We start from the raw sequence: 24,769 nt of genomic DNA, 5'->3' as shown, positions 1-24,769 counted from the left end.
AGACTGCTCTTGTATTTTTTTTCCTTCTACCGCAAGCCAAGTGTTTTTCTTATGGCCTTTGGGGTATCCCTGCAATTGGCGATCTCTTTTTCTGCCTCAAGCTGGGGGGCTACTTCTTCTATAACATGGGATAAAAAATTTTATGACCCCCACCCGATGGAGGATGATTTAACCCTCCCCTTACCCTGTGGAGGAGCTATGGTGTTTCGCCCTATTGACGTCCCTCAGGCTGGTGGCCTCTTGGGGGATCAAAACATACAGATCGGGCGGGCAGATTTTTCACAAGGCTATAACCTCTATCTCCGCCAGGCCTGGCTTGCAGCCCCATTTCCTGGCAATACTCCTTCTATTAAGCGCTACTATCTAGCAAAATATGATGTCACCCAAAACCAGTATAACGCCCTTTTGGCTGCCCAGAACCAGAAAACGTGCCCTGAACCTTCTCTGGCAGGGCGAGTGCCTGTAAGCCGATTATCCTGGTTTGATGCCCAGTCCATTTCAGCCTTCTGGTCTGGATGGCTCTTGGAACATGCTAAAAACTCCCTCCCTAAACGAGGCGATGCTTACGGTTATCTCCGCCTCCCAACGGAAGAGGAATGGAGTTATGCAGCCAAGGGGGGTATGAAAGTCAGCCCTACAGAATTTATGGCCCCCCTATGGCCTATGCCAGACGGGGTAGAGCACTATATCATGGCGGGCAGCCTTGCTGAAAATCACCTTCAGCCAGTTGGCCAGCTTAAATCCAACCCGCTGGGCCTTTACGATATGCTGGGCGAGGTGGAACAAATGATGCAAGAACCCTATCGCCTTAACCGTGTTGGCCGCCAACAAGGCCAGGCAGGGGGCCTTATTGGCCGGGGAGGGAATTATACTTACGACCCGCACGACCTTTTTACGGCTATGCGGGAAGAAATTGCCCCCTTTAACGCAACAACCCATAGCCCTACAGCCCTTTCCACCCTGGGGTTTAGAATGGCCATCGGGGCCGTAAGCCTTGGTAGCCTGCAAGAGACAGAACAGGCCCAAAAAGAGTTTATGGCCCTTACCCATTCCGCCCAAGCCGATCTAGAGAGCGGAACAGACCCTACTCAATTGATTGATCATCTCCAAAAGCAGACCACAGACCTTGCCATTCAGCAGGGGCTCGACAAAATCAAATCTGCCTTTGTCAGCAAGGAACGGGCCAACCAGGATGCCGCTGCACGAACCTTGCGGGCCCAAGCCGAGGCGGCCGCCACATTGGGCATGAATATCTGGCAGTCGCTCAATACGATCCGCCTTCTCCAAAAGGAAATGCAGGTACTGACCCACCTGACAGAGGAGCAGAAAAAAATTATTACGACCAACGTGAATACCCATAAACGCCTTGTTCGGGGGTCCATTGAGGGGTATACCGAGCTGGCCCAACAAATAGCAACCGCTCCCCTATCCGCCCAAAATTGCCAAGAGCAATTCCAGATTCTGAAATCAATCTTCGAAACCCGTGGACAAAATAACCTTGCTGTTTTTCTTTCCGCTTTGCGTAACCATATAGAATTACTGGGCCACCATGCAAGCTTAAGCTCTTCAGCCATTGAGCAGTCTATCGGGGTCATTCCAGCTGACAAAGCCCGTTAACGCCATTCAGATTTTTAACCACATATAGGATATCCATGACGAGCTTAAAACCGAATGCCAAAGTTACCGAACAACTGGAAAAAGCGACCAGGCTTATTGTATCCCGCGGCCTGAAAATGACTGCGCTACGCCATGATGTTCTGGCTCTTATTCTTTCCTCTGAACGCCCTTTAGGAGCTTATGATATTCTGCATCAACTGCAAAATAGCCATAAAGGGGCTGCACCGCCAACAGTGTACCGCACCCTTGATTTTTTACAGAAGCAAGGACTGGTGCATAAAATAGAAAAACTGGCAGCCTTTATTAGCTGCATCCACAAGGAAGACCCTCTAACAGATACAGATACAGATACAGATGCTGGGCACCTCCATCAGCATAAAATACAGTTTCTTCTTTGTACCTCTTGCGGACATGCCACTGAACTGAATAGCCTGGTTATTGAAAAAACCCTCTCTTCCGTCGCACAGGAACAAGGATTTCAATATGAGTCTGCGATCGTAGAAATTGAAGGGCTATGCCAGTCTTGCTTACAGGAGAAGAAATCCCATAAAAAATCCAGCTCCACAGCTTAACCCGCACTTCAAAGATTTTTAAGAGGGGAGAAACAGCGCATTAAGATAAAAGGGTTTGGGTATATCAACCAAATTTCATAGCCCCTCTCTCTATGTGCCTATATCGTTTGGATGGCACTGACAATTTTTCGTCTCGTTTGGGCCGTAGCCCTTCTTGAAAGTTGTAGGTTAGGTCTTATGCCTAGCACGAGGGTAAAAACCTCAATGACAATCAAAATACCATAGAAACACCAACTCCCGTTTCGTAAACTTTAGCAATCATTAACCTTAGACAAGTCTTTCCTCGATATTGGCTGCACCCTACAGGCGATGAACACTTCATCCCCCAAAAGACCTGAAGAGTAAAACTTCAAGCCCAATTTTTTAGGGGTCTTTTGCAAGCCCAACCCTACGCACCTTACTTTTTGCGGCTTTATTATCTCAGCCTTGAGACCCCTGAAGTTAGAAATATGCCTGATCAGAACGAATATAATGACTAGGGCCGGCTGGTAAAAATAAGGGCTAAAGGTGAGAGCTACAACTTTTGCCACGATTTGTGAGAGAGAATATTGCCCTTCATAGAAATGTCATAAAACTGCACAACAAGATCCGCACCCATTATGAAGCGATTGACGCTGAGAGAAAGAGTGTTTGCCGCACTGTGATTACGACATCAGACTGTAATCACTATACCAGGAAGGATGCTCATTGCGCAGACTTTACCCAAAAATCCAGCAATCCCCCTTCGGCCTTATGAATAAACAGCCCACCCAAAAGACGAATTCTTTAAAGAGTTCGCTAAGAGAGAGACTGTGTTTCCTTCCCGTAAAATCCAATTATAGACCACCCAATATGGATGTCAGAGCATTGAGTTCTTTTTCTGAAGGATTGGTTGAAGAAGTATGAGCCCGCACTTTATCAAACTGGTCAAGCTTCGCTTTTTCGGCCTTAAGTTCTCTCGAGAGCGTTTTTTTGCTATTCTGAGCCTGAGTAACCCGTTTGCGTAACTGCCAGGCTTTATTATCAACCTGCATAAGCTCTGCCCGCCTTTGAGCCACTGCCTTTTGGGCTGTTATGGCTTGCTGTTGAGCTGTTAAGGCCTGTTTCTGTTGCTGGCCCTCATTCAGTTTAGCCTCGGCATATTTTTTCTTCAGCAGATCGGTTCTATCCTGATAGCCATCCCCCACCGAGCAGCCTACCCCTGTGAATAGGTCTGCCTGGTTTGGATCGCATTGCTGGGCAGAACACGCTGCCAAAAAAACCGTGCACCCTAAAAAAGCCGGCGCGATTTTTTTCATATTTCCCACTCGTTTTATCGGCATACCCCATTTTATCTGCATACCCGATTCCCCATATCGTGCCATTCTTCCTTATTCCTCTCCGTATCATACCTCTTCATGTCGCTTACGATGACGTACCCCTGTTTGAAAGGGTGCCGCCTTGCGCAGGTTGCTGGCCAAGGCCTGTTGCCAAAACGGATTCAGCCTGTTCCATTTCAGAAACGGATCGATCCGTAATAACCGCCAAATGCGCCATAGAAGTACTCCGACGAGCTTGCGCATACCGATACATAGACTGGGTATGATCCTTATATTTGGCAATAAGTTTGCGCAAGGACTGATCTGTTGACTGAAGAGAATCCAGCTTTTTCTGGTAAGCATCAGCCGATATTTTCTTCTGGGCCAGTTGGCGGTTCATATCAGCGAGCTGTTTTTGGGCTTGCTGGGCAGCTGCCCTTGCTGTTTGAGCATCGATTTTGGCTTCATTCGCGGTTTTCTGGGCCTGTTGAATCGCTGCCTGATATTGGTCTTCTGTTTGCTGCTGCGCTTCTGTATTGCTAGCAACGGCATACCCAAGCCCAACCCCTAGAGCAGCGCCACTGGCCGCCCCTATAGCCGCCCCTTCCCCATGGTTTTTTGCAGCCAGCCCTCCAATAAGGGCCCCTAATAAAGCCCCCGCAACAGCCCCTTCTGCCAAAGTATCATTAAACTGGTCGGCCCGTTGGCGTATTTTATTTTCTTCTGGAGTAAGGTTTGGGTCATATGCTGTACTAGAGCAGGCCGCTACGCCTAAAACCACGACCATACCCAATGATAAGGCACGAAAAGAACGCACTCCCATATCCCTCTTACCTTTGCAATGCCATATTATTCAGCAAACCACGTACGCTTTTTATTGTAACACTCTCTTTTTGGCAAAAAAATAGCAATCTTCCCATTTAATTTGTCTCATCTTATCAAGAGCTATGCTTCCAAGAGACCATAACCAGCACCTGAACTTTCCATTCTTCAAAAAAGGGCACTTCAGAGCGGCTTAAACTAGCACCCCTGACTTTAAAGGCTTGACGGGTGAGCAGTATAGCTGGGGCGTGCTCTTCCCAGGGGCTTTAAAAATTCCCACCTACTCACTGGATCAAGTCCAATTCCACTGCCTTTTGGGCTGTTATGGTTTGCTGTTAAGCCCTGTTTCTGTTGCTAACCCTCACTCAGTTTGGCTCCGGCATATGTTTTTCAAAAGTATGCATTATTGCCATAGGCTAAAATAGAATGCTATTAGGTAATATAAAAAAACAAAACCTTCTTTTAAACGAGGGCAAAAAAATAATCCCTTTTATAAGAGAGTGCTTTTTTATTATGGCAAACGATCCTTCTCGGGGTTAGCGAGCGTCCACTTCCTTCTTCCAAGGTGGATTAGCACCTTGACGCTCACACACCATGGCCGCAACCTTTGCGGCATAAGCTAGAGCTTCTTCCATATCTTTAGAAGTGATCTGATGGAATTTGGCTTTGTTCAACACACCCCGAGCCTGGAAAAAGGCCAGAAGAGAGCCAATAAATGTATCCCCCGCTCCCACCGTATCAACCACATTCCGTGCTTCTGCTGGGGGAACAACCACCATGGGTTGATCTTTAAAGAAACCGAGAGCCCCCAAAATCCCTCGGGTTATAACCACCATACTTGCCCCACCATTGAGCCAACGTTTTGCAGCTTCTTCCGGAGCAACATTTGGCAGGACGTACTCCAGATCGTCTAATGAAAGTTTAATAATATCTGCCATACCCATTAAGCGAGCAATTCGTTCACGATAGACATGGACGTTTTTTGTCAGGGTTGGTCGGCAGTTCGGATCAATGCACAATAATTTTTTACCATGCTCTGCTTTAAACATCGCTTCACATGAAGCAGCAATCGGCATTTCTATAAGAGAGGTTGAGCCAATATGGATCAGCTCAACATCCTCCGTAAAGGGTGGAGACATGGAGCGCTCCCACAATTGGGAAGCCGAATTTTCATCAAAAAATGCATAACGGGCATCTGTTGCCTCGAGCTTGACAAAAGCGAGGGTTGAACCATGCCCGTTTCGGGCGATATACCGTGTATCAACACCCGCCTCTACCATACGGTCAATGAGCATATCACCAAAAAAATCGGTTGATACTCCCCCCATGAAAGAGACTTTTCCACCCAAGCGCCCAATGGCAGTAGCAATATTGCTGCATGAACCCCCTGCAACTGGAGAGTACGCCATACTCCCTGTTTTGGTTTCTACAGGGATGAAGTCGATCAGCACATCGCCACATACTACAATCATGGAGAGCCTATAAAATTATCAATAAAATACTAAACTCACAAACATCTTAAAATATTTCACTCAAATATCAAAAAAATATTTTGAACCCGTTAAAGACTAAAAACATATTTCCCCTTTTGTAAAGGGGAAATATGGTACCCCCCTAATTTTTAGGCCGCAGCGGTAGCTGCAGGGGTTGTTTCTGTTCCATGAGCAGTATTATTGCCGTTATCTAGACCAAAAGCGGTAGCAATGGCTGTAAGGCCATAAATCCAATGCAGTGGGCAATAGGGAGTTAGAAGGATAGCGCCAATTCCAGAACCTAAAGCCATCGCTTGTGCACTACCATTGCCTAATACAGCGCCAATGGCTGCACCGATAAGAGGAGAAGTAAAGTAAAAACCACCAGAAACGGTTTCAGTTTCATGTACAGATAGATCACGCATCTATAAAAATCCTTTAATCGTTAATTTAGTCAACACTTTTTATTATTACTTATTCGATCTGAAGAGGTAAGCAGAGATAAACAATAAAGGGTTTTTAACTTGACATAACAGGCATTTAAACCCTTAGCAAATTATTAACCATTTATAGATTTATTTATAATTTATTTTATTCAAATCGTAAATGATATAATTTATTTTATTCATTACTTGCATGGACTGACCTGGACTAACCTGGAAAAAAATCTTTATTAATGGCGAAGCCAACACCACCAAACTTGAAATAAAAAACGGATTAAACACTCTTCATGATCAATGTTCTCTCTCTTCCTTCGGAATTCCGTAAGAATGAGCCTGCACAAAAAGAGTATTACGCTTAGGCGGACCTCTTTGTTCTCTGCCTGCTTTATAAAGCCTCTCGCGAGGGCTATCATCCTCCTGGGATGAACAAGTTCAGAGTGGAATAGAGCCGTAAACAGGAATAAAGATCAGACCGTAATACTCTTAAAGACTGGCCAGATGACCGGCCAGGGCTTTACCAAAAGGAGAAAATGAAGGTGAATGATCTGGCCTTTTTACCATTCTAATATCGGAAAAGAAATGGAGGGGCCGTAAAAATCGTTCGTACTGCCTACCCTGCTATGGCAATGTCTTAAAGCCAAGGAGGCCTTATCATTCATAGCATATACGGTGTTGTTCATCGAAAGCAGTATAAGACCCCAGCAATTGTCTTGGAACAACCTCCCCACTTTTATGGAAGTGCTCCCTAATTTTACAACAAAACAAAATTTTTCTTTTACATTTTTGTTATAAACAAGTGGTGCTATTTACAGTATTATAAAATAATTGATAAAATTGACCGTAAGATTTCATTCATGCTTTTATATCCTAACCACCCCCTATTGACTGCCCCAATTTTTTGTTGTGATCGCAATAAACAGCCTTATTATCCTATATGAAAAACTTAGCCTTATTAAAAAGCTGGGGTTTCCTGGTGGTTATCTGTCTTGCCTCTTTCCCCTCTTTAACCCACGCCAAAGAGACAAAAGAGCAGAACTTCTCCGTAAGCCAGAAGCTGAGTGCCATCCACACACAACCATCAGACAGTACAGACATCCCAGAATACAAGTTTCTCTCTCAAATTAACAACCTCATTTCCCCTTATGGCCTTACGTTTGGCGTGATTGGCTTTGGAGGTGTTGTCTCAAACGTTGCAGGTGGCCTTGAGCCCAGAAACAGCGCTAATGCCAACGCCCTTTTCTTTAATGTCAACGCTAATCTGGAAAAGATGATAGGGTGGCAAGGCGGCCAAATCCATTTTCAATGGGGACAATATATTTTTCGTAATAACGTTCTGGGGTGGGATTCCCAAATAGGGGATATGACCCTTTCTTACCAGCACCCCCATTTAATTCGCTCGTACGCCTTACAGATGCTAACCTATGAGCAAACCCTTATTAAAGACACCCTGACCGTAGAGGCCGGACGAACAAACTTAATCCGCTATTTTACACCAGATATTTGTACCTCTATCCTGACCTGTTTTTCCAATATCTGGATATATAATATCAATATCGCCCCAATAACGACCTCTCACTGGGCAGGGGTTATAACCTATAATATCGATAAAGACTGGACCTTACGGATGGGGGCCTCTGAAATCAACCCCAGTGAAGGTTTAACCCATGGCACACAATTTAGCACCAAAAACGCTATTGGTGCCACAGGGATAACCCAGCTGGCTTATAGCGACAAATCAAGCGAATACAATAATTATTACGGCCTTATGGCGTACTATAATGGCTCAACCGCCCCTGATCCATTCTATAATGGCGGTCTCAATGTTTATGGAAAACCCAAACCGCTGATCACTCACAGTCGTGGAACAGGGGTTTTAGCCGGCTTCTCCCAGGAGATATGGAAAGAACGGGAGAAAAACGGAAGAGCCCTCTCTGTTTACGGCACGCTCGGCTCTGGATTTGAATCCTACGACCTCATTGCCCAAGATGCCATAGCAGGCTTTACCCTCAACTCCTTGGTTCCTGGTATTCCTGATGACAAGATAGGCCTCCAACTTCATTGGTCTCGTGCGGGCAAGCAGCAATACCGAGCCTTTAGGGAATATGGCGTTGATATTAAACGTTCTTCTTATATCTTAACACTTCTTACGCAATTTCAGGTGGTTCCTGGCGTTTTATTTCAGCCCTCTGTGCAATATGCCTTCAACCCCAATAATTTTACTAATCTCCAGAGCAACCGAAAACCCAAAAATGCCGTTGTGATCGGAATGATGATGTTAATTGATTTCAACAAAATCTTCTAAAACACTACCCTATTCCCAGCAGATTCTTTATAATAATTCCTGTTATTTTTAGGTGAGATACATCTGTTCGGCTATGGTATTTTTTATACCGTTTTGGACATTTGAGCCTATATATTTATTATGCTTTAGGTCTTTATTACGCTTCAGGCTATGTTAACACAATAAGGAACAAATATATGGTTGATGTCACGGCGCTCCTCATCGCACGTGTACAATTTGCCTTTACTATTGGTGTACACATCGTTTTTCCGGCCTTGTCCATTGGCTTGGCAGCTTATCTGGCCGCACTCGAAGGGTTATGGCTTATAACCAAACGCAGTACCTATCTTGACCTTTACCATTACTGGCTGAAGATATTTTCGGTGGGGTTTGGCATGGGGGTTGTCTCTGGGGTTGTCATGAGTTACGAATTTGGCACCAACTGGGCCAATTTCTCACAAAAAGCTGGTGCTATTACTGGTCCCCTTCTGGGATATGAAGTACTTACAGCCTTTTTTCTTGAAGCCGGTTTTCTTGGCATTATGCTCTTTGGGATGGGCCGTGTCAGCAAAGGGATCCATTTTTTTTCAACCTGTATGGTCTCGCTTGGCACCCTCATTTCCATGACATGGATCCTGGCCTCCAATTCCTGGATGCAAACCCCCCAAGGCTATATGATCGAACCAGGAACTGGGCGTTTTCTTCCCGAGAACTGGCTGCATATCATCTTCAACCCCTCCTTTCCCTATCGTTTGGTTCATATGGCTTTGGCGTGTTTCTTATGTGTAGCCCTAACGGTTTCAGCGGTCGCAGCCTTCCATATCCTGGCACATAAAAAACAGAACAAGCCTTTGCCCCAAACGGTAAAAACAATGTTTGCCATGGCTACGGGCCTTATCGTTATTGCGGGCCCCCTCCAATTACTGGCAGGCGATGCCCATGGGCTGAACACACTGCATTACCAGCCTGCCAAATTGGCAGCTATAGAAGGGCATTGGGAAACCTCCAAACGGGCGGGTCTTATTCTTTTCGGCCTTCCTGATATGGAAGCCGAGCAAACCAAATATGCTATTGAACTCCCCCTCGCAGGCTCTCTTATCCTCACCCATAGCCTGGATGGAACGGTACCTGGGTTAAAAGACTTCCCCAAACAGGACCGTGCACCCGTGCCTGTCGTGTTTTTTGCCTTTAGACTCATGGTTGGCCTCGGCATTCTTATGGCTCTTTTTGGCCTGTATGCCCTGTGGTGCCGTATAAAAGGAAACCTGTTTGACTCGCCCCTTCTGGTGAGATGGGCGCTCCTTATGGGCCCAGCTGGGTTTTTAGCCCTGTTATGCGGGTGGGTTACCACAGAAGTGGGCCGCCAGCCTTATACTATTTACGGTCTTCTTCGAACGGAGCATAGCGCTTCCAACATTAGCCTTGCCATGGTCAGCACCTCAATGACGGCTTTTGCCATTGTGTATTTTATTGTGTTCGGTTCCGGCATTTTTATCCTCATGAGAATGATGGGTAAACTCCCCGCCCCTTATGAAGGCCCAGGCAGTACGACCTATGGGAAAGACCACTCCCTTTTTCAGGCACAAGCCAATACAGCGACCCAGGCCCTTACCAATACCACCGTTAAGAGAGGAATAGAGTCATGAGTGGCGCTGAATACTGGATTCCCATCATATGGTCAGGCATTGCAGCCATTGCGATACTGACCTATATCCTCCTAGATGGTTTTGATCTCGGCATCGGAATTCTCTTTGCTGTGGAGAAAAACCCTACTCACCGCAATATTATGCTTAACACCATTGCCCCTATATGGGATGGAAACGAAACCTGGATGGTGCTTGGGGGAGCAACCTTGTTTGGGGTCTTCCCTATGGCCTATAGCATTATCCTTTCAGCCTTTTACCCGGTCATTATTACCATGCTCCTGGCTTTGATATTCCGAGGCGTGGCTTTTGAATTTCGCTTTAAAGTCCACTCTCCTCAAGCTCGGGAATATTGGGGCTTTGCCTTTATGGCTGGGTCGTGCCTAACCGCCTTCTGCCAAGGCATTGTGCTTGGGGCTCTTATCCAGGGAATTACCATTGATGGGCAACATTTTGCAGGCTCCCATTACGAGTGGTTAACCCCTTTCAGCCTGCTATGTGGTTTTTCTGTTATTGTTGGGTATGCCCTTTTAGGCAGTACGTGGCTTATTATGAAAACAGAAGGAGCACTGGCTGAATATAATAGAAAACTGTCATGGCTGCTTACTGCCCTACTCGTGATCTGTATCGGGATCGTGAGTTTATGGACCCCTTTCCTCAATGAAACCTATATGAGAAACTGGTTCAGCTGGCCCCATATTCTTTTTGTTCTTCCTGTTCCGCTCTGCGTGGTTCTCGCAGCTTTTGGGGTCTATTTTGGTATTTATCATAAACTGCATGCCATGCCCTTTTTCTGTAGCCTCTTCTTATTTTTTCTGTGTTTTTCGGGGCTGGGCATTTCTATATGGCCTTATATTGTTCCCCCCAGTATCACCATTTGGGAGGCCTCTTCATCACCTTATAGCCAAGGGTTCCTGCTGTTTGGTACGGCTATACTGCTCCCTCTTATCCTGATTTATACCCTTTATTCATATTGGGTATTTCGGGGGAAAGTCACCGAACACGATTTTTATCATTGAGTTTGACCCCGCACAGATTAAAGGCCTATTCTTTTTTCAGAGAATAGGCCTTTTCTTCTTTTCCTCACCAACAAGGTCCTAACCCGTAGGCCAACGCCCTCTTACGTGAGCTCAAGCTCTAACGCTCTTGTTCTAACTGGCACTTGTTTTTTGTAAAGCGGAATCCTCGCTCTCAACCCCATAGACCTCTACCCTGGCGATGTTCAAAACATTGGGTAAATCCAAAATAACGCGGATATAACGCCCCTTGATAGAGCATGGCAAGCTAAAGGGTCTTCCATATTCTCCTCCGACAATTTCATTATCTGTTTTCTTCACCAGAGTGTGCCATATATGGCCATCTTCTGAAGCGATGATTGAAAACTTTAAAAAACGAAAGGCCCAATCCATAGCATCGCTACGATTATATAATATAATATGCTTAACCTGATAAACTTTCCCAAGATCTATCTGCCACCAGGGATGCTCTTCATACGCTGTATGGTTATTATAAAAGCGCGTCAGGGGTTCTTTTAACAAACGCTCTGCATCCCCTACAACATCCCGCGCTAAGGAATGCTCACAAACGGAACTTTGCGTGGCTGTTTTTCCCTCGGAGATAAGCGGGTAGGAGGGTTTATCGATATAGACATTGGAAGGAGCAGTGTGGTTTCCTATCCAACGCGCATAGGGCTTAAAAGAGTCTTCCACCAACTTATGCAGCATGTTTTTATAGGCTTTTGCTGTAAAAGCAAACTCATCATTATATAAGCCTGCAAGGATTTCTTGCAAATAATTCCGGCTACTATCAACCGTAAGAAAATAGTTGGCCATTGGATGCTCTGTGGTTTTAAGAAAAACAACATCAAATCCATCAGACTTAAAAAAACGACCATGTAAGGCATCTTCATAACCCCAGGCAGGAAGAAGTAAGACAGATTTGCCAAGAGCTTGAGGGCGAGAATAATCCGAAAAGACATATTCCTTTATCGCTTCGCCGTCCACTACACTTAGGGCCCCATACCATTTACAAAAAGGCTGCAAAGCGGAATATTGGGGACAAAGCGCTAAAATTCTGTGGAGATCTGGATAAAACTCGGAGAATAATAAAGCCCCTGATCCCCCAATGCTTTCTCCTAAAGCATAAACTTTTTCAAACCCTTTGCAAAATTTTGCCAGAGCACGAAATGTCTTATAAACATTGCGATTATTATACCAATCCAAATGAAGGGATCGAACAAATATAAAAGAGCTATTAAAATCTGAAAATTCTTCTACGAACTCTTTTAAAGGTAACGAAAAAGCATTACTCCCCTCACTGGCAAATGCCACAGTCACATTAGGAGAAGACCGATCTAGATAGCTAATCTCATAATTTTCATTCTGTATTATTATCTTTGCTTCCATCAAACCAAACCCCTTTTATTCTTTCAGGCATAACTTCCTTACCTTTTTCTAAGGCGGTTATTATGCCTTTTTCCCCGACATTGTTTTTTCTAGGCTGTTTAAAAAAACAGCTTAACCGAATATGGGAGCTTTTATAGTACGGCCTCACCATAGACTTCGACACGAGCCAGATTGAGAACATTTTTTGAATTCAGTACAATTTTAACATAGCGCGCTACAGTCGAGCACTCGACACTTAAGGGTTTACCATATTGCCCCCCAACGGGCTCAGTATCCACTTTCTTATAGAGCGTACGCCACGCATGCCCATCTTCAGAAACAAGAATGGTCAAGTGTAAAAGACGAATAGACCAATCAATCTGATCGCTGCGGTTAAAAACAATAATTTGCCGAATGGTATAAGGCTTTTCCAAATCAACCTGCCACCATGGGGTAAGTTCCATATCTGTATGGTTACTAAAAGACCGACCAAGCGGGGCTGTAAGAACCTCAGTAGCATCCCCTTCAATATTTTGGATTTTTGAATAGCCGCTGATGGAACTTTGAGTTGCCTTTTTGCCTTCTGAAATCAGAGGGTAGACTGGTTTTTCTAAATAAACCTCATACGGTGCGGCAATATTCCCAATCCAATGAACGTAGGGCTTATAATATTTTTCAACCATAGTATGGAGAAGATCCGAATAGCCTTCGGCAGAATAATCAAAATCTTCATCATAGAGGGCGGTCATCACTTCAATAAGGTAATTTCGGCCTGCTGAATAATTTTTTAAAAAGGCGGCTAAAGCATGCTCTCGCGTTTTCAAGAACACCACTTCAAACCCATCAGATTTGAAGAAGCGCGCATGCATAATATCTTCCAACCCCTGGGAGGGAGAAAGTAAAACAGCCTTGGAAAGCGCTTCTTTACGAGAATAATCCGAGAAAATAAATTCATGAATGGCCCCATCAACACCCCCCAGTGGCCCACCCCATTTACAAAAGGGTGGCAGAGCGGAATACTGTGCACTGAATGTAAGAATTCTATGAACTTCTGGATAAAATTCTGCAAATAACAAGGCCCCTGAGCCACCAAGGCTTTCGCCCAAAGCGTATACGCGCTCAAACTGGCGCTCCCGGCAAAATTGCGCTAACGCCTGAAAAGTTTTAATGGAATCCCTATTATTGTACCAATCCAGATGAAGGGAGCGGACAAAAATATAAGAGGTATTGAAATGAGAAATGGTTTTCTTAAATTCTTCTACAGGTTGGGCTAAGGCTAAGGCTCCCCCACTGGAAAATACAATGGTCACATTGGGAGAAGTTAATTCTGTAAACGTCACCTCATAATGGTCGTTCGATATCAGTGTTTTATGGTCCATACTAAGCCCCTTTACCTTTAATATTGTTTTTTTTGATATTGTTTTTTCTTCGGATACTCTTTTAGCCTTAGCTACTGATTTTCAGTCTCGATTCCGAAAAAATCTTATTATCGTTTCTTAACAAAAATTATTATTATTGAATATTTATTCTCTCAAAAAATGCACTTCATCATTACCCCTCACCTCACTCACAACCGTTTCACCATAAATTTCCACGCGCGCAAGGTTTAATACGTTATGAGCATTCAGCACTATCTTAACAAACCGTGCCATAATAGAGCACGGCAAGCTGAAGGGCTTTCCATAAAGGCCTCCCACAGGCTCATTATTTGTTTTTTTATATAAGGTACGCCAGATATGGCCATTCTCTGAAACCATAATCGTAAACTGTAAAAAACGCATTGCCCAATCAATCTCATCTCCACGATTATAGATGATGATGTGTCGGACATGGTATATCTCACCAAGATCAACCTGCCACCATGGCGCGGGCTCCATACCAGTATGATTATTATATTTCTCAGTTAAGGGTTCATTTAAAACCCTCTCCGCATCCTTCTCTGGGCTCTTTTCTTGGGAGAATTGCTCAGAAAATGAACTTTGAGTGGCTTTTTTCCCCTGAGAGATCAAAGGGTAAGAGGGTTTTTTAATGAAGAGCTCGTGGGGGGCTGTCCGATCGCCAATCCAATGAACATAGGGTTTAAAAGATCTTTCTGCTAAGGGATGTAACAAATTGAGATAATTCTTTGCAGAAAACTCAAAATTACTATCATAGAATGCACGCATCACCTGCTGAAGGTAATTTTTACTTTCAAACAACTTTAAGAAGGCGGCCATGGCATGGGCATGTGTTTTCAAAAAAACAACATCAAACCCGTCAGATTTGAAGAAGCGACCATGCAGGGCATCTTCATAGCTCCAGGCTGGAAAAATCAATACAGATTTGGAAAGGGCTTCTTCCCGCGAGTAATCAGAAAAAATAAATTCTTTAATAACGCCATCAACAACACTTAAGGGACCATACCATTTACAAAAGGAGGGCAAGGCCGAGTATTGGGGCACAAAAGCCAATATCCTGTAAATATTGGGGCAAAATTCAGAGAATAATAATGCCCCCGATCCCCCATGACTTTCACCAAGAACGTAGATTTTTTCAAAATCTTTGCAAAACTCTGCCACCTGTTCAAAGGTTTTTATAGCATTTCTGTTATTATACCAATCCAAATGCACAGAACGAACAAAAATATAGGACGTATCAAACTGGGTGATTGTCTTTTTAAATTCTTCTACCGGCTGAGCTAGGGCAACCCCCCCCGCACTGGAAAATACAATACTTACATTTGATGAGAATCTGTCTAAATACGTTACTTCATAGTTATCATTTGAAATGATTATTCTTGATTCATTCTTTGAATACATAATTATATATTTCTTTTAAATAATTAATGTGAAATTTAGACTTTAATATAAATAGCTATATTTGTTATTTTTCATATATGCTTACTATTCCCTACTAACAATTTTTGTTTAAGTGAGGAATACCCATTGGGATGAGCCACACGCCACCGAACAGCCGTTTCAATAATCTGATCAAGGACAGTATATTCCGGTTTCCATCCCAATTCCTGGCGTATACGTGCTGAATCTGCAACAAGCACATCTGGATCCCCAAAGCGAGGAGCAGCCCATTCCCAGGGAACTTTCTTCCCTGTGACCCGCTCAACGCTTTGGATCACTTCAAGATTGGTAAACCCTTGCCCATTTCCCAGATTATATCGCACCGAGCGACCCTTGATATGCTCCATCGCTAAAAGATGGGCACTGGCCAGGTCATTCACATGAATATAATCCCTTACACAGGTTCCATCTCGGGTAGGGTAATTATTGCCAAACACCTTTAAGCCAGAGTTATACCCCAAAGCTGCATCAATGGTTAAAGGAATAAGGTGAGTTTCAGGCGTATGGTCTTCACCGGCTCGGCCTTTAGGGTCGGCACCTGCGGCATTAAAATACCGTAAACTAGCACTATACATCCCATAGACACGCTCTGCCCATACCAAGACACGCTCTATCATAAATTTACTTTCTCCATAGGGCGAGCCAGGATCTATAGGCGCTGTATCGGCTATAGGAGGGGTTTGGACCCCGCCAAACAAAGCCGCTGTAGAGGAAAAAACAAACCGTTTGATCCCATGCTTGACACACGCTTCTATAAGATTAAGAGAATTCATATAGTTTTGGCGTAAATATAAAAACGGATCTCGCATACTTTCCCCCACGAGGGAAAGCGCAGCAAAATGCAAAACTCCATCCCACGGTTGAGAAGCAACTACTTGTTCTACCCCGACTTTATCTGCTAAATCAATTTTAAAAAACTCAACCAATTTTGGAATATATTTACGATGACCTCTACTAAGATTATCTAAAACTGCAACTTCATGTCCTGCTTCTAATAAAGCCAGAACAACGTGTATACCTACGTAACCTGCTCCTCCTGTAACCAAATATTTACCCATCAATAATATCTCACTATTCCACATTAATTTTTAATCAACATATCATATTTATATATTAATTTTTAGGAGATAAAATGATTATTTATAATTCAGAAGACATAGTTGTGCATTATGAATCTGGAGATACTAACTATGTAATAGTAACCTTCATGGGCATAGGTGAGGAAAACAATTCTGAAACAGAATATTTTTTGAAAGGATATTGTTTAAAACATAAAATATCATGCATTGGTTTTACAAGTAAAAAACGAAGTTGGTACACATCGTCATATATGAAAAATGCTTTAAAAAAAGCTCTTAGTATAATAACACAAAATTACCAACACAGCATAGGAATTGGTTTCTCTGCTGGAGGATTTGCAGCCATATATTACGCAAAATCATTAAATCTTGATTGTGTATTTTCTTTTGCACCTAGTTTCAAAATTGATATAGAGTATTACAAAAGCAAATACAATTTATCTTCTAATCACATTAATCATTTCAATAGCATTTGGAGAGGTAATTTTAATAAAAACGAATCAATAGAGAAAAAAACGATTGTACTTTTTGACCCTTATAATCTTACAGATAAGTTGATGAAAGAAGAACTCATACGCTTTTTTGAAGAAAAACCAAGAAATAATAATCTATTATTTATCCCTATTTTTTATGCTTTACATCTTATACCACTTTCATTTAGAAGAAGTGATATCTATCACGAAATGATTTATTTTTCTTTAGGAAGAATAACATTTGATAAACTTAAAGAAAAAATCTCATATGTTAGAAGACATAATATTACAAATATTTACCATCGCCTACGTTTAGGACATAGGCAACATCCTTTACTAACTTATAGAGTATTAAAAAGTAATTTTTGGAAAAATCCAAAAATCCAAAAATCCAAAAAAATATAAACGATCAACCTATATTAAAAGATAATATATTAATCTCTTCAACAATCTATTCTCTTATTAAAAAAGGGTATAAACAAGAAGCATTTGATCTATATAAATATATTTTTTCTTACTACTGGTTAGATACTTTAGAAAATCATAAATATAAAATACCGTCGAGAATATCATTAAATTTAATTATTGGCTATCATGGCCTTTTATTAGGTTTTTCTCCTAAAAAGAAAAAATTAGTTTCATATCAATTAAACTATATGTCTGAATGGATTTGGCCTATTCAAATAATGATGATTAATTCTACATATACACCTATAGTAATATTCGAAGAGCATATATTTGGATTGAAAATTCTTAATGATGCTGGTGATATATCTTTGATAGATACCATAGATATAGAAAATAACAATCAAATATTAAAAACTGAACCCATTACCAAAAATACTTGGGCTCTTAAAACTCCATATGGCTATGTCTCATCTACTCCACAAGGAGAGTTTTACGTAAACTATACGAATTTACTAGATCACAAAATTTTTGTACAACTTAACTGTACATAACTATTATAAAAATATAATCATTATATTCAACCAAATTCTAATATTGCACTTCACCAAAAAAAGATTTAATTTTCAAGTTCTGCACTACCTAACAATTAAGGAACTTAAAATGAAATGGTTTTTTGCAATTACTCAGGAAACTTTAAATAACGATCCAGACCATGGTTTTAGTGATTGTATTAAAGTAGCTATACTATCAGCAAAAAAAAATACAACATTAGAAGCAAATTTGCTTTTTGATGGTAACGAATGTGATTTTACACAAGAAATGAAAAGTTTTGGAGTTAATGTAATTTATCACAGAATTACTTTCTATGATAAATTACAACAAGCTCAAACACAACAACGTCCAGAGTGGCCTAATTATATGCAAACTGCCGCTGGTGCCTTTTTACGTTTAGATATACCATTAATAGAAAGAGTTGAAAAATACGTATTATATACTGACTGCGATGTATTATTTCTCAAGAACCCACAATTGGATTTTTGCAAGCCAGAAATTTTTGCTGCATGTGGGCAATTTGGTCAACAAGATTATTATTCAGACATGAATTCAGGGGTAATAATTTTAAATTTAGAAAGATTGCGCAATGATTATTTAGCATTAGTTGAATTTATGTGTGATAATTTTCGTTACATATCAGGTTATGATCAAGAGCTATTAAGAATATTTTATAATCAGAATTGGAGTCCTTTATCTAGTAAATATAATTGGAAACCATATTGGGGAGAAAATGAAAACACTTGTATAGTTCATTTTCATGGACCTAAAGCTGCTGCCTCAAGAAAATTACTAGAAGATGCCACTTATAGAGAAAATGATCCGTCTTTTCATACTTGGAGACATTGGTTTTTTCAAAACACTTCTGGTTATGCTCATTACGTTCCATTATGGGAAAATTATCTTAAAGAATATAACGATTTGAAAAAAATAAATTTTATTTCATAATGTATAAATATAAAAAGTATCAGCATTGAATTTAAAAAATTTTTTATCTAAAATTATGAAAATCTTCATAGAAAAAGCAAAACATCACTTTTAAAATTAACTATTTAAATTTGTTTATAATTTATTTTATTACTAACCTAGCAAAAAACCTTTATAGATAATGAAATTCATAATCATAGCTATCTTTAGATAGATTCATAGCTATTTAGGTAGCTATGAATCCTAATATCAAAAACTCCTTTTAATGTTGAATCACTTCGCCAAGTGAATCCGTCCAGTTAGAACCATCCCACCAAACTGGTATACCTTTTTTATGGTGTGAGTTTGCACTTGAATAACAATCAGAACAATATTGTTGAGTCCCTTGTAATAGCTGGTTTTTTTCTAATTGGCTATAAGTGACTGCTTTTATAATTAATTTGTTACCTGCATTAATACTATCAATAGCTTTAATCTGATTCGAAGTAATTGTAATTCCTCTACCAGAAGCGGTTTTAAATATAATACTATCGCGAGCATCTGCTGTAACTACAGGATTGTCATCTGAAATAGCAGTACCAGGAGAAATAATTTTCAGTCCACCACTATTAACTAAAATGATATCACCTTTTACTAAAACATTATTTGTTGTTACTGACCCAGTAGAAGAGATTTCAAATATGGGGGCAACGTCTCGAATAGTAGTGCCACTCAAAACATTATAAAATTTAAACCCACCGAGATTACTATTTGTAGAAGGAGAAATATTAACAAAGTATGACTTATAATCTGCTTTACTATTATTCCATCCCAATACAGCTCCCTGACCTGTAACTTTTTCAATTCTATCATCATAAGTTGTAGCATTAAATGTTATACTATCCAAACCACGCAAGCCGATTTTTGTATTAGAAATATTTGACTTGAATAAAAGATTATTGTCATCTGTGCGATTAATAGTAATACCGTCTGAATTGTCATTTCCTTGAAAAGACAAAACTGCTCCTTTTTTTAGATAAGTTGAATTTAAGATTATACTCCCATCATATTTTTCAACTAAACCGCATACACCTGAACCACCACAGAGACTGATCCCCCCATTATTTTGACCCTGCTGGTTCCATATAATTTCTCCTTCATTAACCCCCGATTCAATATCAGATTCATTACCATCTATCAACAAACTCAAATGCATAGAAGTTCCAGACCAATTATTGGCAGCTGTATCTTTAGAGAGATAATTTACTAAACGAAATCTATTCCCGGCACCAGTTTGATCACTCTTGTCACTAAATTGGTCATATTCCCAACCAATTCTTTTTTGTGACAATAGATGATTACCTATACTTTTTCCCTTGCCTGCCACCCCTTCAAAACTATGCACATATAAAGAATTAGAATTAATAACATTATTAGTAGAGCCTTCATCTATTAATAAATGTTCTGGAACCTCTCCTGCTAATTTTAAATCCCAACTATCATTAGTAAATATATCCGTTCCTTCAAGAGAATTAGTATAAGAAATAGCCCCAATAGTCATTCCATGCATTGATATACTATGTGGTCGATATTCATCAGAAATCATCATATCCAATTCCTCCCCTTCAAAAGAATGAATTAAAGACTTAGCATTGGTTCCTCCTCCCTTGTACTTCATAACTAAATTACGTCCAAAACTTTTTGTAGGCTGACCTATAAACACCACTGGTTTTCCATAATTGGAATACCAACGTTCCAACGCATCTTTATTCCCTGCATCAGGAACTTTCCCAAATGTATCTTTTTCACCAACAACAAACCAATTCATAACTTTGATATAATTCTGTGTAATTGCATCAGAAGCATTGCTAACATAACCCGAATAATTTCTTAAAGACGGAAGCTCACCTTCTTTAGATTTTTCTGATATGTTAGGGGCAAGAGTGTTAGTTTGAATAATCATAAAAGGATGTATTTGTGACATTTGATCTTGTGTTAATGGCGTTTTAAACACAACGCGATCATTCTCATAATGGTCGACGTCAGCAATAATACGAGCAGCCGTATTGTTGATATATTCAAAAAAACCAACCTGATCAACTCCAGAACCATACATATCTGAAGGTATTCCCGATAACGTTTGAGAAATAGCCGGCTGGCCTCCTCCTTGCGAAAAAGGATCTTCCGTTGTTACAACGCACAAGGTACACCCCATATGATATCCACTATAGGGTCTACCTGAAATATATAATGACTGAGATGCTTTTAAGCCATTCTTTTTATCAAAACCACCTATAAAATTTTGTTCTTTACCTGCAAATGAGAAATCATAATCACCTTCATTTCCACCAGGCCCCAACCAAATAAGTGGTTTATTATTACTATCATTAACCACAAGATTGGAAACTGTCGTCATTCGTAAAATAGAATTAGAACTCTCAGCATAAGAATTTTGAGTAAAAAACAAAAAACTATTTATAAACAGTAAAAAATTGAACCTCTTAAACATAAATTTTACCTTTTTATGAAAGTGTAGCTTACAAAAAGCAGAAGGAAGGATGAGATTGACCCCATAACAAAATCTGGCACGAAAGAGACATAACTTATGGGAGAACCTACCCATTACCTGCTCAGTAATTATTATTATGGTTAGGAGATCTATTCCCCTCTGTAATATACTAATATATAGCATTGAGGGTGGATATTTTATAACTTGTATGGAATGATTTTTTTGGTTGCGGGGACAGGATTTGAACCTGTGACCTTCAGGTTATGAGCCTGACGAGCTACCGGGCTGCTCCACCCCGCGTTAGGTGTATTGATGAGCTCTTAGGGGGTCGAGTGGGCTTAAAGACCTGGCGGCGACCGACTTTCCCACGTCTTAAGACGCAGTATCATAGGCGCTGGGGCATTTCACGGCCGAGTTCGGGATGGGATCGGGTGGATCATTCCCCGCCATAGCCACCAAGTCATCAAGCCCACCCGATAAACTGTGTGCGGGTGGATGGAGGTGTTTAAGGATAGAGCAAAGCGAGAGCCAGAAAGGCCATAAAATTATGAGAAGGTTGTGTGTAGATGGTCTCTGTGCACATTATGGGCCTGCAAGCAGGCCATAAAGGGTAAGCCAATTGGGCAATTAGTACCGGTTAGCTTCACACATTACTGCGCTTTCACACCCGGCCTATCAACGTGGTGGTCTACCACGGCCCTAATGGGGAGATCTTGTTTTGAGGTGGGTTTCTCGCTTAGATGCTTTCAGCGATTATCCCGTCCGCACTTAGCTACCCGGCCATGCCGCTGGCGCGACAACCGGTGCACCAGAGGTGCGTTCATCCCGGTCCTCTCGTACTAAGGACAAATCCTCTCAAATCTCCAACACCCACGGCAGATAGGGACCGAACTGTCTCACGACGTTCTAAACCCAGCTCACGTACCACTTTAATCGGCGAACAGCCGAACCCTTGGGACCTGCTCCAGCCCCAGGATGTGATGAGCCGACATCGAGGTGCCAAACCTCCCCGTCGATGTGGACTCTTGGGGGAGATCAGCCTGTTATCCCTAGAGTACCTTTTATCCGTTGAGCGATGGCCCTTCCACGTGGAACCACCGGATCACTATGGCCGACTTTCGTCTCTGCTCGAGCTGTCACTCTCGCAGTCAGGCGGGCTTATGCCATTGCACTCAACAGCCGATGTCCGACCGGCTTGAGCCCACCATCGCGCGCCTCCGTTACTTTTTGGGAGGCGACCGCCCCAGTCAAACTGCCCACCATGCAGGGTCCCGATCCAGGATAACTGGATGCGGTTAGACATCAGAAAAATTCAGGGTGGTATTTCAAGGCTGGCTCCACAGAAACTGGCGCCTCCGCTTCAAAGCCTCCCACCTATCCTACACAGCTTTCTCCTGATGCCACTGCAAAGCTACAGTAAAGGTTCATAGGGTCTTTCCGTCTGACCGCGGGTACCCCGCATCTTCACGGGGAATTCAATTTCGCTGAGCCGATGCTGGAGACAGCGGGGAAGTCGTTACGCCATTCGTGCAGGTCGGAACTTACCCGACAAGGAATTTCGCTACCTTAGGACCGTTATAGTTACGGCCGCCGTTTACCGGGGCTTCAATTCAGTGCTCTCACACCTCCTCTTAACCTTCCGGCACCGGGCAGGCGTCAGGCCCTATACGTCGTCTTTCGACTTCGCAGAGCCCTGTGTTTTTAATAAACAGTCGCTACCCCCTGGTCTGTGCCACCCGCAAATGGTTGCCCACTCACAGGTCTCGCTTATCCCGAAGTTACACGAGCAATTTGCCTAGTTCCTTCAGCATCGTTCTCTCAAGCGCCTTGGTATACTCTACCAGTCCACCTGTGTCGGTTTCGGGTACGGTCTATACGCCAGAGCTATTTCCCGGAATGCTCAAAAAGCTAGACCAATCCAATAAGGCCTAACAACATCTCACATTCGTCACTTCTGGCAGGTTCAGGACTATTCACCTGATTCCCATCAACTACGGCTTTCGCCCTCGCCTTAGGGGCCGACTAACCCTGCGCGGATTAACCTTGCGCAGGAACCCTTGGACTTCCGGCGACAGTGTTTCTCACACTGTTTGTCGCTACTCATGTCAGCATTCTCACTTCCGATATCTCCAGAGAGGGTCACCCCGTCTCCTTCACAGACCTACGGAACGCTCCGCTACCGCACACACCTAAATGATGTGCACCCACAGCTTCGGCACGTGGCTTGAGCCCCGTTACATTTTCGGCGCAGGGTTTCTATTAGACCAGTGAGCTATTACGCTTTCTTTAAAGGATGGCTGCTTCTAAGCCAACCTCCTGGTTGTTTTGGAATCCCCACATCCTTTCCCACTTAGCCACGATTTAGGGGCCTTAGCTGGTGGTCTGGGCTGTTTCCCTCTCGACAATGGACCTTAGCACCCACTGTCTGTCTGCCATGCTATACTTCCCGGTATTCGGAGTTTGGTTAGGTTTGGTAAGGCTTTGGGCCCCCCTAGCCCATCCAGTGCTCTACCCCCGAGAGTAAACACATGACGGTCTACCTCAATAGATTTCGCGGAGAACCAGCTATCTCCGAGTTTGATTGGCCTTTCACCCCTAGCCACAGCTCATCCCCGACTTTTTCAACAGGCGTGGGTTCGGCCCTCCAGTGCGTGTTACCACACCTTCAGCCTGGCCATGGCTAGATCACTCGGTTTCGGGTCTTCTGCCAGCAACTAACGCCCTATTCAGACTCGCTTTCGCTACGCCTACACCTATCGGCTTAAGCTCGCTGCAAACAGAAACTCGCTGACCCATTATACAAAAGGTACGCCGTCACCCCATAAGAGGCTCCGACTGTTTGTAGGCATTCGGTTTCAGGTCTCTTTCACTCCCCTTGTCGGGGTGCTTTTCACCTTTCCCTCACGGTACTTGTTCACTATCGGTCATCAGGGAGTATTTAGGCTTGGAGGGTGGTCCCCCCATGTTCAGACAGGATTTCACGTGTCCCGCCCTACTCAAGAACATAAACCTCTCTCCACATACCGGGCTATCACCGTCTCTGGCCGGACTTTCCAATCCGTTCTGCTCAATACAGCTCATGCTACTGGCCTGCTCCGCGTTCGCTCGCCACTACTAGCGGAATCTCTGTTGATGTCTTTTCCTCCAGGTACTGAGATGTTTCAGTTCCCCGGGTTCGCCTCATAACCCTATGAATTCAGATTATGATACCCCAAAGGGGTGGGTTGCCCCATTCAGATATCTGTGGATCAAAGCCTGCTCGCGGCTCCCCACAGCTTTTCGCAGCGTGCTACGTCTTTCATCGCCTCCTGATGCCAAGGCATCCACCAAATGCCCTTCTCTTGCTTCCCTTACACAATATGCACAGAAATCATCCACACATATCCCATAATAAAAGACTCTCTTCTCTCTCATCCATGAACGTATCAAATCCACCAGATTAACAATCCATGACTACAAAATGCCCCTTCACAGAAACATCCCATAACCACAGA

Annotated in this window: 18 protein-coding genes, 1 tRNA gene and 2 rRNA genes; 9 read left to right on the top strand and 12 right to left on the bottom strand. The window is 42.6% G+C overall.

Annotated elements, in window-relative coordinates:
- Positions 1-9: 9 nt before the first annotated feature.
- The 3 genes from JGUZn3_RS03695 (at position 10) to JGUZn3_RS03685 (ending at position 2,925) form a co-directional block, all read left to right on the top strand.
- Positions 10-1,617, top strand: coding sequence for a formylglycine-generating enzyme family protein (locus JGUZn3_RS03695; protein WP_203414370.1), 1,608 nt, complete (start codon positions 10-12; stop codon positions 1,615-1,617).
- Positions 1,618-1,652: 35 nt separating this feature from the next.
- On the top strand, positions 1,653-2,189 hold the full coding sequence (locus JGUZn3_RS03690; protein WP_203414369.1) for a Fur family transcriptional regulator: 537 nt from the start codon (positions 1,653-1,655) through the stop codon (positions 2,187-2,189).
- Positions 2,190-2,712: 523 nt separating this feature from the next.
- Positions 2,713-2,925: a hypothetical protein gene (locus tag JGUZn3_RS03685; RefSeq protein WP_203414368.1), complete on the top strand. Its 213-nt coding sequence runs from the start codon at positions 2,713-2,715 to the stop codon at positions 2,923-2,925.
- Positions 2,926-3,004: 79 nt separating this feature from the next.
- On the opposite strand, the gene JGUZn3_RS03680 is transcribed toward JGUZn3_RS03685, so the two are convergent.
- From JGUZn3_RS03680 to JGUZn3_RS03665, 4 genes are all read right to left on the bottom strand, one after another.
- Positions 3,005-3,466 carry a hypothetical protein gene (locus tag JGUZn3_RS03680; RefSeq protein ID WP_203414367.1) on the bottom strand — a complete coding sequence of 154 codons (462 nt, stop codon included), beginning with the start codon at positions 3,464-3,466 and terminating at the stop codon, positions 3,005-3,007.
- 106 nt (positions 3,467-3,572) lie between these two features.
- On the bottom strand, positions 3,573-4,289 hold the full coding sequence (locus tag JGUZn3_RS03675; protein ID WP_238996889.1) for a glycine zipper domain-containing protein: 717 nt from the start codon (positions 4,287-4,289) through the stop codon (positions 3,573-3,575).
- A gap of 535 nt (positions 4,290-4,824) precedes the next feature.
- The gene (locus JGUZn3_RS03670; protein WP_203414366.1) at positions 4,825-5,760 is read right to left on the bottom strand and encodes a carbohydrate kinase family protein; all 936 of its coding nucleotides are present in this window, start codon (positions 5,758-5,760) and stop codon (positions 4,825-4,827) included.
- 149 nt (positions 5,761-5,909) lie between these two features.
- Positions 5,910-6,185 (bottom strand): hypothetical protein, encoded by a 276-nt coding sequence (locus tag JGUZn3_RS03665; RefSeq protein WP_203414365.1) that lies wholly within the window; start codon positions 6,183-6,185, stop codon positions 5,910-5,912.
- A 991-nt stretch (positions 6,186-7,176) separates the two neighbouring features.
- Between JGUZn3_RS03665 and JGUZn3_RS03660 the strand changes: the two genes are divergently transcribed.
- From JGUZn3_RS03660 to cydB, 3 genes are all read left to right on the top strand, one after another.
- The gene (locus JGUZn3_RS03660; RefSeq protein ID WP_203414364.1) at positions 7,177-8,505 is read left to right on the top strand and encodes a carbohydrate porin; all 1,329 of its coding nucleotides are present in this window, start codon (positions 7,177-7,179) and stop codon (positions 8,503-8,505) included.
- A gap of 176 nt (positions 8,506-8,681) precedes the next feature.
- Positions 8,682-10,130 carry a cytochrome ubiquinol oxidase subunit I gene (locus tag JGUZn3_RS03655; protein ID WP_203414363.1) on the top strand — a complete coding sequence of 483 codons (1,449 nt, stop codon included), beginning with the start codon at positions 8,682-8,684 and terminating at the stop codon, positions 10,128-10,130.
- Positions 10,127-11,146: a cytochrome d ubiquinol oxidase subunit II gene (cydB, locus tag JGUZn3_RS03650; protein ID WP_203414362.1), complete on the top strand. Its 1,020-nt coding sequence runs from the start codon at positions 10,127-10,129 to the stop codon at positions 11,144-11,146. Before JGUZn3_RS03655 ends, cydB begins: the two co-directional genes overlap by 4 nt.
- Positions 11,147-11,278: 132 nt before the next feature.
- Here cydB and JGUZn3_RS03645 read toward each other — a convergent pair whose 3' ends face one another.
- From JGUZn3_RS03645 to galE, 4 genes are all read right to left on the bottom strand, one after another.
- Complete coding sequence (locus JGUZn3_RS03645; protein WP_203414361.1) at positions 11,279-12,532, bottom strand: discoidin domain-containing protein; 1,254 nt, start codon at positions 12,530-12,532, stop codon at positions 11,279-11,281.
- A 131-nt stretch (positions 12,533-12,663) separates the two neighbouring features.
- Positions 12,664-13,890, bottom strand: coding sequence for a discoidin domain-containing protein (locus JGUZn3_RS03640; RefSeq protein ID WP_203414360.1), 1,227 nt, complete (start codon positions 13,888-13,890; stop codon positions 12,664-12,666).
- 144 nt (positions 13,891-14,034) lie between these two features.
- Positions 14,035-15,309 carry a discoidin domain-containing protein gene (locus JGUZn3_RS03635; RefSeq protein ID WP_203414359.1) on the bottom strand — a complete coding sequence of 425 codons (1,275 nt, stop codon included), beginning with the start codon at positions 15,307-15,309 and terminating at the stop codon, positions 14,035-14,037.
- Between the two features lie 71 nt (positions 15,310-15,380).
- Positions 15,381-16,406, bottom strand: a complete 1,026-nt coding sequence (gene galE / locus JGUZn3_RS03630) for a UDP-glucose 4-epimerase GalE (protein WP_203414358.1) — start codon at positions 16,404-16,406, stop codon at positions 15,381-15,383.
- 74 nt (positions 16,407-16,480) lie between these two features.
- Here galE and JGUZn3_RS03625 point away from each other — a divergent pair, with 74 nt between their 5' ends.
- The 3 genes from JGUZn3_RS03625 to JGUZn3_RS03615 all read left to right on the top strand — a co-directional run bounded on the left by JGUZn3_RS03625 (position 16,481) and on the right by JGUZn3_RS03615 (position 18,808).
- A complete protein-coding gene (locus tag JGUZn3_RS03625; RefSeq protein ID WP_203414357.1) occupies positions 16,481-17,305 on the top strand; it encodes a hypothetical protein in 825 nt (274 codons plus the stop codon).
- Complete coding sequence (locus tag JGUZn3_RS03620; RefSeq protein WP_203414356.1) at positions 17,266-17,859, top strand: hypothetical protein; 594 nt, start codon at positions 17,266-17,268, stop codon at positions 17,857-17,859. Before JGUZn3_RS03625 ends, JGUZn3_RS03620 begins: the two co-directional genes overlap by 40 nt.
- Positions 17,860-17,968: 109 nt before the next feature.
- The gene (locus JGUZn3_RS03615; RefSeq protein ID WP_203414355.1) at positions 17,969-18,808 is read left to right on the top strand and encodes a glycosyltransferase family protein; all 840 of its coding nucleotides are present in this window, start codon (positions 17,969-17,971) and stop codon (positions 18,806-18,808) included.
- 241 nt (positions 18,809-19,049) lie between these two features.
- Here the strand turns inward: JGUZn3_RS03615 and JGUZn3_RS03610 are convergent, their stop codons facing one another.
- From JGUZn3_RS03610 to JGUZn3_RS03595, 4 genes are all read right to left on the bottom strand, one after another.
- The gene (locus tag JGUZn3_RS03610) at positions 19,050-21,275 is read right to left on the bottom strand and encodes a hypothetical protein (RefSeq protein ID WP_203414354.1); all 2,226 of its coding nucleotides are present in this window, start codon (positions 21,273-21,275) and stop codon (positions 19,050-19,052) included.
- Positions 21,276-21,498: 223 nt separating this feature from the next.
- A tRNA-Met gene (locus tag JGUZn3_RS03605) sits at positions 21,499-21,575 on the bottom strand.
- Between the two features lie 44 nt (positions 21,576-21,619).
- A 5S ribosomal RNA gene (gene rrf, locus JGUZn3_RS03600) occupies positions 21,620-21,735 on the bottom strand.
- Between the two features lie 146 nt (positions 21,736-21,881).
- Positions 21,882-24,626, bottom strand: a 23S ribosomal RNA gene (locus JGUZn3_RS03595).
- Between the last annotated feature and the right edge of the window lie 143 nt (positions 24,627-24,769).

The organism is Entomobacter blattae, assembly GCF_014672835.1.
GTDB lineage: Bacteria > Pseudomonadota > Alphaproteobacteria > Acetobacterales > Acetobacteraceae > Entomobacter > Entomobacter blattae.
The sequence above is the reverse complement of the archived record's forward strand: the minus strand, read 5'-3'. Positions and strand labels throughout refer to the sequence as shown.